This is a genomic window from Novosphingobium sp., assembly GCF_965214355.1.
GTDB lineage: Bacteria > Pseudomonadota > Alphaproteobacteria > Sphingomonadales > Sphingomonadaceae > Novosphingobium.
This window is the reverse complement of record NZ_CBDCBI010000002.1, coordinates 837,056-853,061: the sequence shown is the minus strand read 5'-3', so window position 1 is coordinate 853,061 and position 16,006 is coordinate 837,056. Positions and strand designations below refer to the sequence as shown.

11 protein-coding genes and 1 tRNA gene are annotated in these 16,006 nt (G+C 58.7%); 7 read left to right on the top strand and 5 right to left on the bottom strand.

Annotated features, from left to right (window positions below; genetic code table 11):
- Window positions 1-84: 84 nt before the first annotated feature.
- Window positions 85-1,584: a CoA-acylating methylmalonate-semialdehyde dehydrogenase gene (locus ACOOE2_RS04570; protein WP_420381839.1), complete on the bottom strand. Its 1,500-nt coding sequence runs from the start codon at window positions 1,582-1,584 to the stop codon at window positions 85-87.
- Window positions 1,585-1,659: 75 nt separating this feature from the next.
- On the opposite strand from ACOOE2_RS04570, the gene ACOOE2_RS04565 reads away from it, so the two are divergent.
- Window positions 1,660-2,574: a LysR family transcriptional regulator gene (locus ACOOE2_RS04565; RefSeq protein ID WP_420381838.1), complete on the top strand. Its 915-nt coding sequence runs from the start codon at window positions 1,660-1,662 to the stop codon at window positions 2,572-2,574.
- Here ACOOE2_RS04565 and ACOOE2_RS04560 read toward each other — a convergent pair.
- Complete coding sequence (locus ACOOE2_RS04560) at window positions 2,571-2,894, bottom strand: DUF3297 family protein (protein WP_420381837.1); 324 nt, start codon at window positions 2,892-2,894, stop codon at window positions 2,571-2,573. The genes ACOOE2_RS04565 and ACOOE2_RS04560 overlap by 4 nt on opposite strands.
- A gap of 106 nt (window positions 2,895-3,000) precedes the next feature.
- On the opposite strand from ACOOE2_RS04560, the gene ACOOE2_RS04555 reads away from it, so the two are divergent.
- Window positions 3,001-3,075: transfer RNA gene (locus ACOOE2_RS04555), tRNA-Val, on the top strand.
- Between the two features lie 23 nt (window positions 3,076-3,098).
- Here the strand turns inward: ACOOE2_RS04555 and ACOOE2_RS04550 are convergent.
- The 3 genes from ACOOE2_RS04550 to ACOOE2_RS04540 all read right to left on the bottom strand — a co-directional run bounded on the left by ACOOE2_RS04550 (window position 3,099) and on the right by ACOOE2_RS04540 (window position 5,388).
- Window positions 3,099-4,304: an integrase gene (locus ACOOE2_RS04550; RefSeq protein WP_420381836.1), complete on the bottom strand. Its 1,206-nt coding sequence runs from the start codon at window positions 4,302-4,304 to the stop codon at window positions 3,099-3,101.
- A gap of 473 nt (window positions 4,305-4,777) precedes the next feature.
- Window positions 4,778-5,089: a hypothetical protein gene (locus ACOOE2_RS04545; RefSeq protein ID WP_420381835.1), complete on the bottom strand. Its 312-nt coding sequence runs from the start codon at window positions 5,087-5,089 to the stop codon at window positions 4,778-4,780.
- Window positions 5,086-5,388, bottom strand: a complete 303-nt coding sequence (locus ACOOE2_RS04540) for a hypothetical protein (RefSeq protein ID WP_420381834.1) — start codon at window positions 5,386-5,388, stop codon at window positions 5,086-5,088. Before ACOOE2_RS04540 ends, ACOOE2_RS04545 begins: the two co-directional genes overlap by 4 nt.
- A 1,126-nt stretch (window positions 5,389-6,514) precedes the next feature.
- Here ACOOE2_RS04540 and ACOOE2_RS04535 point away from each other — a divergent pair.
- Genes ACOOE2_RS04535 through ACOOE2_RS04515 form a run of 5 tightly spaced genes read left to right on the top strand, consistent with a single transcriptional unit; the run spans window position 6,515 to window position 15,977 of the window.
- The gene (locus ACOOE2_RS04535; RefSeq protein ID WP_420381833.1) at window positions 6,515-8,833 is read left to right on the top strand and encodes a sigma-70 family RNA polymerase sigma factor; all 2,319 of its coding nucleotides are present in this window, start codon (window positions 6,515-6,517) and stop codon (window positions 8,831-8,833) included.
- Between the two features lie 38 nt (window positions 8,834-8,871).
- The gene (locus ACOOE2_RS04530) at window positions 8,872-10,320 is read left to right on the top strand and encodes an ATP-binding protein (RefSeq protein ID WP_420381832.1); all 1,449 of its coding nucleotides are present in this window, start codon (window positions 8,872-8,874) and stop codon (window positions 10,318-10,320) included.
- A complete protein-coding gene (locus tag ACOOE2_RS04525) occupies window positions 10,320-13,187 on the top strand; it encodes a Z1 domain-containing protein (RefSeq protein ID WP_420381831.1) in 2,868 nt (955 codons plus the stop codon). The genes ACOOE2_RS04530 and ACOOE2_RS04525 overlap by 1 nt, the downstream gene beginning before the upstream one ends.
- On the top strand, window positions 13,171-14,178 hold the full coding sequence (locus tag ACOOE2_RS04520; RefSeq protein WP_420381830.1) for a PD-(D/E)XK motif protein: 1,008 nt from the start codon (window positions 13,171-13,173) through the stop codon (window positions 14,176-14,178). The genes ACOOE2_RS04525 and ACOOE2_RS04520 overlap by 17 nt, the downstream gene beginning before the upstream one ends.
- Window positions 14,175-15,977: an AIPR family protein gene (locus ACOOE2_RS04515; RefSeq protein WP_420381829.1), complete on the top strand. Its 1,803-nt coding sequence runs from the start codon at window positions 14,175-14,177 to the stop codon at window positions 15,975-15,977. Before ACOOE2_RS04520 ends, ACOOE2_RS04515 begins: the two co-directional genes overlap by 4 nt.
- Window positions 15,978-16,006: the final 29 nt, after the last annotated feature.

The following is a 16,006-nucleotide window of genomic DNA, read 5'->3' as shown; positions in this document are numbered from 1 at the left end:
GAGGCCCCACCCCCAGCCCCTCCCCTGAAGGGGAGGGGGGAAGCGTTACCCCCCCGCCCCTCCCCCTGAAGGGGAGGGGAAGCGTTACCCCATCGTGGGAATAACAAACGAATTGCCCATTTCGGCCGATCCATCGGGCCAGCGCTGGGTGATCGTCTTGACCTTGGTCCAGAACTTGACGCCTTCCATGCCGTGCTGGTTGGTATCGCCAAACCCCGACCGCTTCCACCCGCCAAAGCTGTGATAGGCGACCGGCACCGGGATCGGCACGTTGATGCCGACCATGCCGACCTGCACCCGCTTGGCAAATTCGCGCGCGGCATGGCCATTGCGTGTAAACAGCGCGACGCCGTTGCCGTACTGGTGCTTGCTGGGCAGCGCGACCGCTTCGTCGAAGTCCTTGGCGCGCACGATCTGCAGCACCGGGCCGAATATCTCGTTGTGATAGCTGTCCATCGTGTCGGTCACATGGTCGATCAGCGTCGGCCCGACGAAAAACCCGTCCTCGTGGCCCTGCAACGCAAAGCCGCGTCCGTCGATCACGATCTCGGCGCCTTCGTCGGCGGCGCGACCGATCCACGATTCGATCTTCGCCTTGGCCGCAGCCGTCACCACCGGGCCATAATGCGCATCGGTATCGGTCGATACGCCGATACGCAACGCCTGAATTGCGGCCACCAGCTTGGCACGCAGCCGCTCGGCCGTGTCATGCCCCACAGGCACCACCACCGGCAATGCCATGCAACGCTCGCCTGCAGAGCCGAACGCGGCGCCCAGCAGATCGTTCACCACCTGGTCGAGATCGGCGTCGGGCATCACGACGCCGTGGTTCTTGGCCCCGCCCATCGCCTGCACGCGCTTGCCGTTGGCGGCGCCGCGTTCGTAGACATAGTTGGCGATGTCGGACGATCCGACAAAGCTGACCGCGGCGATCGCGGGATGATCGAGGATCGCATCGACCATTTCCTTGTCGCCGTGCACCACCTGGAAAATCCCGGCGGGAAGGCCAGCCTCGAGGAACAGTTCAGCGAGCCGCACCGGCACCGAGGGATCGCGCTCGGACGGCTTGCAGATGAACGCATTGCCCACCGATACCGCGACCGCGCCCATCCACAGCGGGATCATCGCGGGAAAATTGAACGGGGTGATGCCGGCGCCGATGCCGATCGGCTGACGCATCGAATAGACATCGATGCCGGGCCCGGCGCCTTCGGTGTATTCGCCTTTAAGCACATGCGGCGCGCCACATGCGAATTCCACGACTTCGAGCCCGCGTTGAATATCGCCGCGCGAATCCGCGATCACTTTGCCGTGCTCGCTCGACAGCAGATGCGCGAGCTCGGCCATATGGGTCTCGACCAGTTCCTTGAACCGGAACAGCACGCGCGCGCGGCGCTGCGGATTGGTCGCGGCCCAGGCGGGCTGTGCAGCCTGCGCTGCGCCAATCGCGCGTTCCAGCGTCACGGCCCCGCCCAGCACCACTTCGGCCTGCACCGCACCGGTGTTGGGGTCATAGACCGGGCTGCGGCGGGTCTGGCCGAGCCCGGCAGTGCCGCCGGCGATGAAATGGTCGATGATGCGCATGGAGTTGGCGTCCTTATGGGCGAAATTCGTCATACGCGCCCTGCACCCGTGAACTGTTGCACGCAACACACGAAAATGCGATCCATACCTGCAATTATGCAGGCACCCGACTGGAATGATTACCAGGCCTTTCTCGCCGTGGCGCGCGGCGGGCAACTGGCGCGCGCCGCTGCGGCGATGGGTGTCGATGCGACCACGATCGGCCGGCGCCTGCGCCGGCTGGAAACGCGGCTGGGCGCCACGCTGTTCGAACAGACGCGCGAAGGCCAGGTGCTGACCGAAGCGGGCGAGGCGCTGCTGGCCGAAGTCGACGCGATGGCGCAATCGGCCAGCCGCATTGCCGAACAGGCGGGTGGCGAAGGCGCGCAAGGGCTGCTGCGGATCAGCCTGACCGAGGGCCTGGCCAGCGCCATCGTCACGCCGGCGCTCAAGAGCTTCATCGAGGCGCATCCGCGCCTGACCGTCGACCTGATCGCATCATCGGGCCTGCTCAGCCCGTCAAAGCGCGAGGCCGATCTGGCGGTCACGCTGTCGCGCCCGCGCGCCGGGCCGGTGATCGCGGGCAAGCTGTCGGACTATACGCTGCGGTTGTATGCCACGCGCGGCTATCTGGCGCTGAACGGCACGCCCACCGTGCCCGCCGACCTGTCGCGCGGCCATCGCCTGGTCGGCTATGTGCCCGACCTGCTCCACGATCCCGAACTGCGCTACCTGACCGATTTCGAACCGGGGCTCAGCGCCAACGCCCGCTCGCCCTCGATCACCGCGCAGGCGCGGATGATCGCGGCCGGTGTCGGCGTCGGCGTGCTGCCTTGCTTTATCGGCGATGCCGACCGCCTGCTGGTGCCGGTGCTGCCGGACCGGCGTATCGTGCGCAGCTTCTGGCTGGTTACGCACAAGGACACGCACAGCCTGGCCCGCGTGCGTGCATTCAAGGACTGGCTGACCGCGCTGATCGCGCGCGAGCATCCCAGGCTGTTGCCGCTTTAGAGCTTACGAACCGGTGCGTCTTCGCCCAGGTCTTCGTACCAGGCTTCGACCGGGCCGCTCAGCTTGATCGTCAGCGGGTTGCCCTTGCGGTCGAGCGAACGCCCGGCCTGCACCCGCACCCAGCCTTCGGAAACGCAGAATTCCTCGACATTGTGCCGCACCACGCCCTTGAAGCGGATGCCGATGCCGCGCGACAGCTTGTCGCCGTCGAAATACGGGCTGCGCGGCTGGATCGCCAGGCGATCGGGCGGCACGTCTGCGGCCGCAGGCGGCGCAGCGGGGGTTTCGATTTCGGCGGGGGTGATGTCGGACTCGGTCATGCCAAGGCCAATTATCTTTCCGCCCCCACTTGTCAATCACAGACCAAAACGATAGGGGCCTGCGCCTGTCCAGACGACACGTCCACGCGACCTGTCGAGCCGGAACGGGCGCGTAGCTCAGTGGTAGAGCACACCCTTCACACGGGTGGGGTCGCAGGTTCAATCCCTGCCGCGCCCACCATAATTCTGTGCAAAATCAGAAGCTTATGGCCTCTTAACCACATGAAAAGCGTCCCCTCGCTGCCCGGTGGTCAGTGAATGGTCAGCGCCGTAGGCTCGTGCCTCCTTGCTGACCACTTTCCAAAGAGCTGTCAGCGACCGCACTGCGCCCCGCAACCGGGTAGGACTGTACTTCGCGTACGCCTTCGTCGAGGGCGCCAGCTTGCCAACGTGCCCCAGCAATTCACTTACCTCGCGCTCCAGCACCGTTTCGTCGGAATATAGAAGTGTCGCGATAGTGTGCCGGATTGTCTTGGGATGAACGTCAGACGATAGACCAAGCGTGCGGCGCATGACCCTCCACGCCGTTTTGTGCGAGCAAACGGGCGTGGCTCCTTCCCTCGCCCAGGCAAGGAGCACTGGCCGAAGGGGTCGGATCGCAGGCACGATGGCGTTCCGCTTCTTGGTCACTGGAGATGCGTGAGGGTGCAGATCGATCAACCCGGTCTTCGGATCATATTGGATTGCCGGGTCAAATTTTAGGGCAGCTTGGGGCCGAACCGCAGTGGCAAATTGTAAGGCCACGAACCTGAACAGGTCGGAGTTATGTGATGCATACCAGGCGATACGCGCCATCTCCTCGATGGTGAGCACCCGATCTCGCGGAGCCGACTGATATTTCTCGTCGATGTCCTTGATCTTGGGCGCCCTCGGGATCCGCAGGTTGTCCTCAGCATGATGAACGGCTGCACGGATATCGTTGATGTTCCTTTGCACGGTCGCGCCGGCTACGCCTTCGCTGGCATAGACTATAGTCTTGCCCGCCCACGGCACATCGAATGCATGCGGCCCCATGCGCCACTCCCGAAACCGCTCGAACATTGCCGGCCCCATGTCAGTGATGACAGCGCGCACACCAGCACGATCCTGCACCAGAAAGCCGATAAATGTTCGAATGCTGCGGCCGGTCTGGTCGAAGTTGATCAGTTTCCGGCCATGCTCAGTCCAGTACGCCATCAGCATCGGGATCACTTCAGCGTCCCGCGCATCCTGCCTCGAGAGAGCCTTTTCATTTGCCACATGGCCATCGAGCGCAGCCTTGGCTTCCTCTAGGCCTTGGCAGTGAGTGCTGCGATAAAGGACCGATCGCTTGATGGCACTGGCAATTTGCCAAACCTTTTTGGCGCGACCGTCGCGCCGCTTATCGAGCCAGAAGTCGCCAACGATGTAGGGGCTGTTGTCGCGGGACATAATTCCTGGGTCTCGTGTTTTGAGAGGATATCGAGCAGGCCGAAACCAACCAGTTCACGCAAGTGCGCAAGAGAAAGTTGAGCCCCCGTCTCATTGCGCAAGGCACGACGGACTTTCGAGGCGATGTGATGGGCTGTCATGATGTCACGAGTACATCGCTGGCCGGATGCACGTAAGAAAATACCCTTACTTTTAGATGGTAAGCCATGTAGATTTCTTGGATCGGAGCCAATCGCCTGGTTCCAACCAAGATCAAACGGTTGGCGCTCGACCGGCAACAGTGGCCTTCGAGAGCCAGACTTGGCCGCAGGTCTGCCGGACCTTGCTACGTTGGGTTCGCCCGGTGGTCGCTATCGCCACGCGGGCGGCATCCCTGCCAGCGTCGCAGTCATCAGGGATGCCTTGTCTGTTCGATGTCTGCAATCTGGGTAAGGACCGCGACGATGAGTTCGCCCGCGGTTAATTGGCCAAATTTATTTGATCGCGCCACGCGTTTCCAACCGCAGCAGATCGCTTATAATTGCCCTGGTGCCTATCCCTTCAGGGAGTTCGGACTGAATTTCATCAGTCCACAGGATTTCAATCTTCCAGATCACAGCCCTTACGTTCGGTGCTGGCAGTGCCAACAGTTCTTCCCGCCGCTCGTAGTAGCTATCGAATGTACCATCCCAGATCGCGTCATCGCGCGTCATTTCAAGTTTGTCGCATTCCGCTTTGGCATTCATGAACAAAGCGGATGCGAGTTCCCAAGCAATCTGAGTGGCGCTGTTGGATCTTCCATTCATGAAAAAGCACCAATTCGACGAATGTCTCCAATAACCCGACATCGCTGAAGGGACTCAGGCGCTCCAGAAGCCAAGTCTTCGTTCCAGAGGAGCATGAGCTTCTCGATTACCGCGTTGAGGTCCGGCGCTGGCAAAGTCAGTAGGGCGGACTCGGCTACGAAGTACGTCTCCCATTTATCATTCTGAATATCCCGGTCCCGTGGAATTTTCATCGCCGCGCATTCCGCTTTCGCAGCGCGAAGTTTTGAAAGGGCCAGTTTCCAAGCAGCAGTATCGGCTTTAAGGACATGATTAGTCATATTGTCTCTCCAGAAGACTTTGTGGTGAGGGCCGAGGCAAGGTTGCCGCCTTGTCTCGGTCCGTTATTTTGAGTACGAGTTATTTATGAAGGATGCAATACCTCGTACGAGAAAAAGAGGTCGACCCTCAAATGGTGCCGTTTCAATTCACCTACGCGTTGAGCCGGACCAGCTCGCGCGGATAGATCTTCAACGCGGTGACCGCACCCGACCGGACGAGATCCGACGCCTCATCGATGTCGCGTTCGAGGCTGAGAAGTGACTTGGAATGTTCCTGGCTTGTAGAGCCTTGCCGTGGCAGAATTTGAGCGATCGGCGCCGTGGGAACAGGCCATCCCGTGCCACAACGAAATCCTCAGAGTGCAGGTATTTTTGTTTCTGCACCGATCGAAACTATCTGCGCACGCATATTCTGGTCGCACCAAGCGGGAGCTTGGCTTTAAAACTGGGCCGCTGCTTGACAGGGGTACCAGGCATTTGCGGCAGGCAAATTGGCCGTTTGCTTGGCTATAGAAACGCCGTCACCGGGGATTTTTCGAGATTTTCCGAATTAACTAATAAGATAATGTGGCGAATAAGTCGATTCCCCAGCCTGGCGCACCCACGCTTTGAAGGCCGGCCCGTCGCTCAGAGTTATCATTGCAACCAATCTGAGCGTCAGCGAATGGTTTTGGGTCTGTAAGTGCCACAATGCCAACCGCACTACTCGACCGTCCCACTCATCACTGTTGCGTGCCCGCACACCAGAAACGACACCTGCCGATCACGTGCGAGCACAGCTGCGTCCAAAGCCAGAAAGGACAAAACCTGAACCTGTTCCTGTGCTACAAGCGCAGCACTTAACCGGACTAGGAGAGGTCAATTCTCAATCAAAACCCTGAGTTACATTTCGCCAAATACAACATGTTAACAACCAGGCTTTACGGAAGTTCTCACAAACAATCATAATCGAGCTGATCCGCAACCTATCGAATGCTGCCTGACGTACCTGAAAACAACTGGCACAGGTTGCGAAAGCGGATGTTGGTGATAGCTTGACCCGATAGGTGACCGAACCGTTTCAAGGGCAAGAAATCTTGGCAATGCGGACTTCGTGATACCGATGGAGGCACGCCGTGCGAGCGCAATGACGGACGAGGAAAAGGCGTATCACGTTTGCCGTGATCGCGATGCGTTGCACCGCGTCGATGGCTCAGGTCGCACACTGCTCCATGCGGCCGCCCGCGCCGGCCAAACTGCAATCTGCCGAATATACATGAATGCCGGACTAGATCCCGCTGCAACCGACAAGGCCGGACTGGCACCTGCGGATTTGGCGCAAGCTGCAGGCTACAGCTCCTTGGCTCGAACACTTGCAGGCGCGGCAGCAAACTCCTTGACGGGGGCAAGGGGAAGTGTCGCTTCCTCGCCTGGGTCACTGCTCGATGCCCGGGAGCAGCGAGGATTGATCTCAGGAGAATCCGCGACCGTTGACCGCATCGTGGTTTCCGCCAGAGTCATGGTCCGAAATGCAAAGGGAGACACGCCTCTCCATCTTGCAGCAGCAGGTGGTCATTTGAGTTTGTGCAGTCGCCTTTTCGAAGCTGGCGCCGATTCCGCGACACAAAATAACGCAGGGCAAACGCCAGGCGACGTGGCGGCTGAGGCTGGTTACGATCAATTGGCCGCGCTCTTGACCGGACGGATCGCGACGACTTACCGGATTGAGATGCAGGGGCCACCTGATGAGCCGGATATGTCTTTTGAAGCAGAAACACTCCCCGTTCAGGATCATGAAGATTTTGCTCAGATTGATTTTGAGGGAGAAGATGACCCGCTCGAATTTCACTCCCGACAAGGATTGGCGACGGTCTCGGCGACGTTTGTCGCCATACCTGCGGGCAACGAAATCAACAGCGATCGCGCTGGCGACAACAGTGATTGGGATTTGCCCAATGCACTCGCCACAGTCAGGCCAGCCGACCCATTCGCCGGAAGTCGCACTTCAGGTCTCGCCAATGCAGAAGTCGCTGATTTCTCGTATTCGAGCAGGCATGCGGCGCGACGGCCTCAAAAACTTAAGGACACAAATTTCAGCCTTGCAGATCGAACCGCACGCCTTTGGGCACGCGAAGTCTTAGCGAACGGGATCGCGGACGACGTCGCAATCCGGACGTTGATCGGTGAATGCCACGGCAACCACACGGTCGGCGACCTTGAAGTCAACGTCAGAAGAATTCTGCGGGATGCAGGCGTTGCAATGACTAGGCATCTGAGCGCATTTGAACAGCTCATGCCTGCCGTGGAGCCATTAGTTGAGGCTGGAGAACTTGCCGATTCGATTTGTGCGGCCTGTAACCGGGACACTAACGTACCGGGACGTAGGGCCTTTGATGTTGATCGCTCGAGCGAAGCGAAGCTGATAGGGGAGATCGCCAATGCAAGGCACCATTTGCTGAACGCGATCCTGGGCAATAACCATCTGCTCTCAGGAATTGTTGGCATGGGAGAGCAGGTCGCTGCCGGTGAAATTCCGCCGGATAAATTTACTGACTCGGGTATCGACTTGGCTGATGATGACCATGCCGGATCCGAGTTTGCTGCCAGCTTGGAATTGTTGCGAGCTGCACGTGATGTCGGGCTGGAGGCCGGTGGCCGAGGACGCCGCCGGGCATTGGAAGCCCTCGACATGCTCGAGATTTCGCGCACCTGTCTCGAAGCTCTTGCAAATGATGCGGGTATCGGACCCGAACTTCATCGTTTGCTGGCCGACTGCGACCGCTCGACTGAACGGTTCGTCCTTGCCCATCTCCCCTTTGCGAGGCGCGAAACGGCAAAGATGGCCGCACCGGGCGAGGATCCGGAGGAATTGTTTCAGGAAGCGTATTTTGCAATCCGACGGGCCGCCGAACGATTTGATCCCGATCGCGGCGTCAGGTTCTACATGTATGCTTCGTTCTGGATACGGCAGCAGGTGAGCAGATGGCGGCTAAACAATGGATCACTCATCCGCGTCCCCGTTCACCGTTACGAATTGTACGAGAAGATCCTCTCGTTCGTGGAGGAATTCGAGAAAATTAACCCGTGCACACCGAAAGAGGCGGAAATATCTGAAGCCGTCGGCTGCAACATCCGGACTATCGACTCGCTCCGTACCGCGTTTTCCGAACCGCTGGAATATTGCCGAGCGATGGCCAGCAAAGCGGACCGCGGACCATCGCCTGAAGACGCCGCTCTCGAGCAGCAATCCGTAAGGCTCCTGAAAGAGAAACTGACTGATCTCGACGAGCGGCAACAAGATATAGTCCGGATGAGATTCGGTATCGACCGCCCTAGCGACATGACGCTTGAGGAAATCGGCGAGATCTATGGCGTAACCAGGGAACGCATCCGACAAATCGAAGCGAAATCGCTCAGGACACTCGGCCACCCATCGCGGGTACGTTTCCTGCGGGAGCTGCTGTAGCCATGGCGACAAGGAACGTTCCCCCGGCAGCTGGTGCCATGCTCGAATCATTGCGGGGACTGGGATACAACACCGCAGCTGCTATTGCCGATCTGATAGATAACTCCATCAGTGCAGAAGCGACGACCATTGAAATTCTTTTTGCCTGGCAAGGCGACCGCAGCTGGATCCGAATTATCGACAACGGCAGAGGAATGTCCGATTCTGAACTTGAGTCCGCCATGCGGCTTGGGGCGCGCGACCCGCGAAATGTGCGGAAAGCCGGTGACCTAGGCCGTTTCGGAATGGGTCTCAAGACTGCAAGCTTCTCCCAGGCTCGCGTTCTTACAGTTGCCAGTCGTGTTGTCGCAGGCACCAAGTGCTGCCTGCGATGGGACCTAGATGATCTGGGAGGAGAGACTGGAAGCTGGCTGCTGCATGAAGGTGCCCGCCCCGGTTCCGAGCCCCGACTTGAAGCGCCCTGCGCAACGAGAAGCGGCACTGTGGTCCTGTGGGAGAACCTCGACAGGATCGTAACCGAAGGGTTCAAGCCTGATGACTTCATCGAACTTTCCGGTCACGTTGAAGCGCATCTGGCGATGACATTTCACCGGTTACTTGACGACGGGATTGAGGTTTCCCTGAACGGGCGTGCAATCAGAGGTTGGGATCCCTTTCTTACCGGCCACCCCGGCAAGGCCTTGCAAAGCGTCGAATACAAAATTCTCAATGCTCCTGGCGTTGTCGCGCAATGCCATGTGCTCCCGCACAAGGATCTGCTCAAATCATCCGAGTTCGAGTCCGCTGCAGGCCCCAGCGGATGGACGGCTCAGCAGGGTTTTTACGTCTACCGAAACCGCCGGCTCCTCCTTACTGGAGGATGGCTCGGCCTTGGCGAGCGTGGTCGGCGCTGGACTCGCGACGAGCCGCATCGGCTCGCGAGAATTCGGCTCGATATTCCAAACAGCGCGGATTTCGATTGGAAAATCAATATCCTGAAGTCGACGGCGAGCGTGCCAGTGCGGCTGCGCGGTCAGCTTGTCAGGCTGGCTTCCGAAACCCGTGAGGTCGCAAGAAGGGTTTTCGCTCACCGCGGTCGGCTCATGACGGGCGGCGGTCATGGCGCGGGCCGTTTGCCCGATGTCTGGCAATCTCGGCATTCGTCAAAAGGGATCTCGTACGGCATTTCCCGAGATCACGTTCTGGTAGCGTCCATCCTTGACCGGGCGGGTCCATTGAAAGGCGATTTGGTTTCGCTTCTGAGGCTCATTGAGGAAACGGTACCGGTGCAGCGGATTTGGCTGGACACTTCGGAACAGAACCAAACTCCAAAGGGAGAGTTTGCGGCAGCGCCAGCCGCGGAAATCGAGGAAACCCTCATCAGCCTTTACGAAGCATTGGTCGAGTTTCGCGGTATGGCGCCCGATGAGGCCCGGGAGCGCCTCGCCAGAACTCACCCATTCGATCAGTACCCGGAAATCGTCGACAAGATTGGCAGGAACAATTGATGACCACCAGCGACCAGCGTGCGTTCGATGCCATCCTCAGCATGGCGCAAAACTTGCTGCGGCGCAGAGCGGGCAAGACTGGTGAAGCGATCACTCCTGAAATGATCAACTCCGAGCTCGCCAAGCTGGAAATGATCCTCGAGGACGACTTCAAGGTCGTGGATCGCGAGCAACTCGTCGATGAGCTGATCCGGAGGTCCAGCCATACGGTTGGCCGGAATGCGACGCTTTCGGACGATTCCGACCATGTGCCCTGGCTGACAGCGGAACGGAAACGCGATTGGCTCTACTGGCGACGATATTCCGAATACATGGAGGCAAGAATACCCGAGGTGGCGCTGGACGCGCTGGATGAAGCGACGGATGAAGTGCTTGGTCATCTCGAAGATCCGAGGCGAGATGGCAGTTGGGACAGGCGCGGTCTGGTCGTTGGTCACGTTCAGTCGGGCAAGACCGGCAATTACACCGGCCTGATCTGCAAGGGTGCGGACGCCGGCTACAAGATTATCATCGTGCTTGCGGGGCTGCACAACAATCTCAGGGCTCAGACGCAAATCCGTCTCGACGAAGGCTTCCTTGGTTTCGCCACGCTGGCGAACGTTGAGGACCTGCCGGCCATCGGCGTGGGTCTTATCGATGCCGATCATTCGATCAGACCAAACTACGCAACCAATCGCACGGATAACGGGGATTTCACGAAAGCTGCAGCAGCGAAGCTCGGCGTGACCCCGGAGCAGCGGCCGTGGCTATTCGTGGTCAAGAAGAACAAGACTGTCCTTGAACGACTGCTGGGCTGGATCCGGAATCGGGTTGCTGATTACACCGACCCAGTGACCGGGCGAAGGCTGGTTACAAACTTGCCGATCCTGATGATCGATGACGAATCCGACCATGGGTCAGTCGATACCGGTGAGGACGTCGTCGATGAAAATGGCAGGCCGGACATGGAGCACCAGCCCACAACCATAAACAGGCTGATCCGTTCGATCCTGAACCATTTTGCGCGCTCAGCATACGTCGGCTACACCGCAACTCCGTTCGCCAACATATTCATTCACGACAAGGGCGCGACGGAAGATCACGGCCCCGACCTGTTTCCATCTGCGTTCATCACCAACCTTGCCGCGCCTTCGAACTATATCGGGCCTGGTCGAGTTTTCAGTTCTGCCTCATCCACTGCTGCAGACCTCCCCCTCACGCGGCCGCTTGGTGAAGCCGAATATACTCCGTGGATGCCGCCCCGCCATCGCAATGGGTACCATCCGCGATGGAATGGTGAAGCAAAGTTACCCGATTCACTGGAGGAGGCGGTGCGCTCCTTCATCTACGCCTGCGCAGTGCGCAAATTGCGAGGCCAGGGAAATCGTCATGCTTCCATGCTGGTGCACGTCACCCGCTTCACGTCTGTTCAGAACGAGGTTGTAGCTCAGATTGCAGAATATGTGCGGGAATTGAGGGGGCGGTATCAACGTGGGATCGACCTCGCCAGCATCGAAGGACAGATGCGGTCCGAATACGAGGATAGCTTCAAGCCAGGTATGGCACGCATACGGACGGAACTTGTCGAACACGAAAAGCTTGCAGACTTTTCCTGGGCGGAGGTTCGCGAGGTACTCCCGGATGTCATTGCGGACATCAAGGTGCGGGAGATCAACGGAACAGCGAGAGATGCGCTCGATTATACCGACAACGAAGGGACTGGCCTCAAGGTGATAGCCGTTGGCGGCGACAAGCTGGCCCGCGGGCTGACCCTTGAAGGGTTGTGCACCAGCTATTTTCTGCGATCAGCCAAGATGTACGACACTCTCATGCAGATGGGGCGCTGGTTCGGATATCGCGACGGGTATCTTGATGTCTGCCGGCTCTACACCACGCACGAACTGATCGAGTGGTTCGGGCATATTGCGGACGCTGCCGAAGAGTTGAGGCAGGAGTTCGACAACATGGTCGCGGCGGGCGCAACTCCCAAGGATTTCGGTTTGCGGGTTCGGTCGCACTCGGTGCTGACGGTGACCTCGCGAGCAAAGATGCGCAACGCGCGGCCGGTATCCTTCACTTATTCCGGCGACCTCCTTCAGACGATCGTCTTTCCCAATCGCCCAGCGGAGATCCGCGATAATTTCCGCGCGACCGAACGCTTCATCTTAAGCCTGGGGGTGCCCCGCGACCTGAACGCCCAGCACCATGTTCCCGATGGTCAGAAGTGGGCCGGCCATCTCTGGCGTGAAATACCAGCCCAGCAGGTGACCGCGTTTCTCAGGTCATACCGGACACACCAGGCGAGCTTTCGGATCATGAGTCCGCTCATCGCCGAATTCATCGATGAGATGAACAAGGATGGCGAACTTACCCAATGGACGGTCGCATTGGTGGGAAAGGATTCTGCCGAGCAATCAGGCTACGCCTCGATCGGGAACCACGACGTCGCCATGCTGACCCGCAGAAAAACTGTCGATCACGACGACCGCTATTCCATCAAGACGCTGATTTCGCCGCGGGACCAGGCAATCGATCTGACAGAAGACCAGTGGCAAGCAGCCCTTGAGCTGAGCCGGGATACCTGGCGGCGAGATGCGGAGCGAAATGAAGGACGGGAACCGCCAGATGAGCCGCGCGGCCCTGCCATTCGCAAGGTTCTGGGGGATGGATGGGCAAAATCTGGTGTTCATGCGTCTCCGAAACGCGGCCTGCTTCTTCTGTACCTGCTTGATCCCAAGGCAAGCGAAATACCCGAGCTGGAAAACGCAGATCCGATCGTGGCGTTCGCCATCAGCTTCCCGGGCAGCTCGTCGGACCGCAGGGTCAGCAATGCTGCGTATGTAGCAAACAGTGTGATGTGGGGGGCGTTGAATGACTGGGTGGACTGAAGATGGTCTGATCCGTGCCTGGCGGGCACTGGCCGAACAGCAAGGTGACGAGGAATGGCGGTTGGTCAATCTCGCGACCATCGAGGCAGTTGCGGTGCATGCTGGACGTCATTTTCCGGATAGCCGGGAGGCGCTGGTCGTGGCCTTTCCGACCGGATGGATCGGGAAGCTGGACAGCCTTCCGGAAGGGAGGGGTTTCGAAGCGAACCTGATCGAAGGGCATCCTTCATTTCATGGCAGGGATGTTATCGCCTTGATCCGCAGGCTCGAAGGTACTTTCGACATTTTCGCCATCATGGTCGTGGATCTGCTTCGATTCCTGGAGGACAGGAAGGCAAAGGATGCCAAGACCCTTGCCTCCGGATTCCTGCAGCGGGTCAGGGATTGGCAGAGTTTCATGTCTCGCGGCCTGCGGCCGCTTTCGCAGGAAGCGCAGGCTGGTCTGTATGGTGAACTTGCCACCTTGAAGCTGCTGGCGGACGTTCTGCCAGGCGGAACGCCGTTCGACGCATGGAAAGGCCCGATGCACGCGGCGCAGGATTTCCATTTGGGATCGGGCGCGATCGAAGTGAAGACCACGACAACGACCGATGCGTTCAAGGCCAGAATCAACAGCATAGAGCAGCTTGATTCCGAACGGCAGCCGATGTTCCTCGGTGCCATCCGGCTGAAGGAGGACACAACCGGTTTGAATCTCAATGACATGGTTGACGGACTGCGAGAAGTCGCGGGCGAAAGGGGGCGGAGGAGATCCTTCGATGCTCTGCTTGTGATGAGCGGCTACTACGACGAGCACTCCGCGCAGTACGAGCGTAGGTTGCTCGTGGATGAATTCAGATGCTACAATATTGATGAGGAATTTCCGGCAGTTCGCCGAGCCAAATTGCCCCCGCAGGTCACGGCCGCTACCTACACGCTCGATTTGAGCTCGCTTTCGCATCCGGATATCGAGTTTGAAGGCGCCTTGAGTACACTGGGGATGGCCGGATGAGCATCGAGGAATTTCATCGGGGCATCCGTTCCGAAATTCAGGCAATCGTCGCCGACCGGATTCGGAATGATGAAGGGACCTTCCCCTCCGAAGAACTGATCTATGCCGAACTGGCAATGGATCAGATCGCGAATGCCAACATCTGTGAATCGCCGACCATCTGTCACTGGACCGGCACCATCGGCAATGCCCGCCTCAGGATCACAGGTTATGCGCTATCCGCTGATGAGACATGCCTTGATCTGTTCGTCACCCGATACTTCGGGTCGGACGAGATCGAAAGCCTGAAGGACGCTGAAGCCGCTTCCACTGCCAAGGAAGGTATCAAGTTCCTGTTCGAGGCGGCCAGCGGTCGCTTGGCCTCAAAGATGGAGACCAGCGGTGACATCTACGAGCTGGTGGTCTTCATCCGGGAACGCTGGGCAACCCTGGAGCAGTTGCGCGTATTCGTGGTCACTGATGGCCTGACCAAATCGAAGCGGTTTTCGCCAAAGGAAGTGCAAGGCAAGATCGTCGCGATCGAAGCGATGGATATCGAACGCCTGTATCGGCACACGACCGGAAAACCGCGGGACGAGGTCGCGATAAGTTTCGAACAGATGCTTGGACGCCCGCTTCCGTGCATACATGTTCCCGATCCTGACGCCGACTACGAGTATGCGCTGACAGCCATTCCGGGCCACGTTATCCGTGAGCTTTACCTTCGCTACGGCCCACGCCTGCTGGAGGCCAACGTCCGCACGTTCCTCGGTTATCGTTCAAAGGTGAACCAGGGAATTGCGGATACTTTGCTTCGTGAGCCCGAGCACTTCATGGCTTTCAACAACGGGCTCGTCGTGGTCTGCGACAGCGCCGAACTCAGCCGTTGCGAAGATGGCGGCTTGGGCTTCTCGCTGATCAAGGGGCTGCAAATCGTCAACGGCGGGCAGACCACGTCCTCGATCTTCTTCGCGTCACGAGACAAAAAGGAAATCGACCTCAGCCACGTCATGGTTCCTGCCAAGATCATCATCCTCAAGGGGAACGATGACGATGCCAGAGAACGTCTGATCTCCAACATTTCACGGTTTGCCAACAGCCAGAATGCCGTGAAAACATCCGATCTGTCTGCCAATCGACCGTTTCATGTTCAACTCGAAAAGCTGTCGGAAGAGGTGTGGTGCGCTGACGGTGCAAGCAGGTGGTTTTACGAACGTGCAGCCGGCGCCTATCAGGTGAGACTGCTTCGCGAACGCACTGATGCCAAGCGCCGCGAATTCCAGCAGATGGTACCTCAGAAGCACAAACTTTCGAAAAACGACATTGCCAAGTTTCACGAGGCCTGGCGAGGCAAGCCAACGCAGGTGGCACTTGCGGGCGAGAAAAACTTCGCGGCTTTCATGGCGGCTTTGGACGAAAACCCGGAGCTGGTTCCCAATCCCCTTACACCTGATTGGTATCGTGCAATGATCGCCAAGGTGCTCATTTTCCGGGCCATCGAGACCATGATCAAGAAGAAGGATGCCAAGGACACTTTCCGGCAGGGCTGGGTAAACATCACGACCTACACGGTTGCGGTGCTGGCTGAGAAAATGGCGGGCAGGATCGATTTCGATCTGGTCTGGCAGCAGCAAGGCATTTCCGAGAGTTTCGGCAAGCTGCTGTGGGATTGGGCAAGAGTGGTGAATTCCACCTTCGAACGCATTGCACCAGGCCGCCAGATTTCGGAAGTCGCGAAACGCCCTGACACGTGGAAGGCTGTCAGGGCCTGCGAGTTTCCTGAGGGCAGGGGCAGTGTCCTGGAAATCAAAGGCAGATGAATGCTTTCTCCGCCTGCAAGGCACTAACT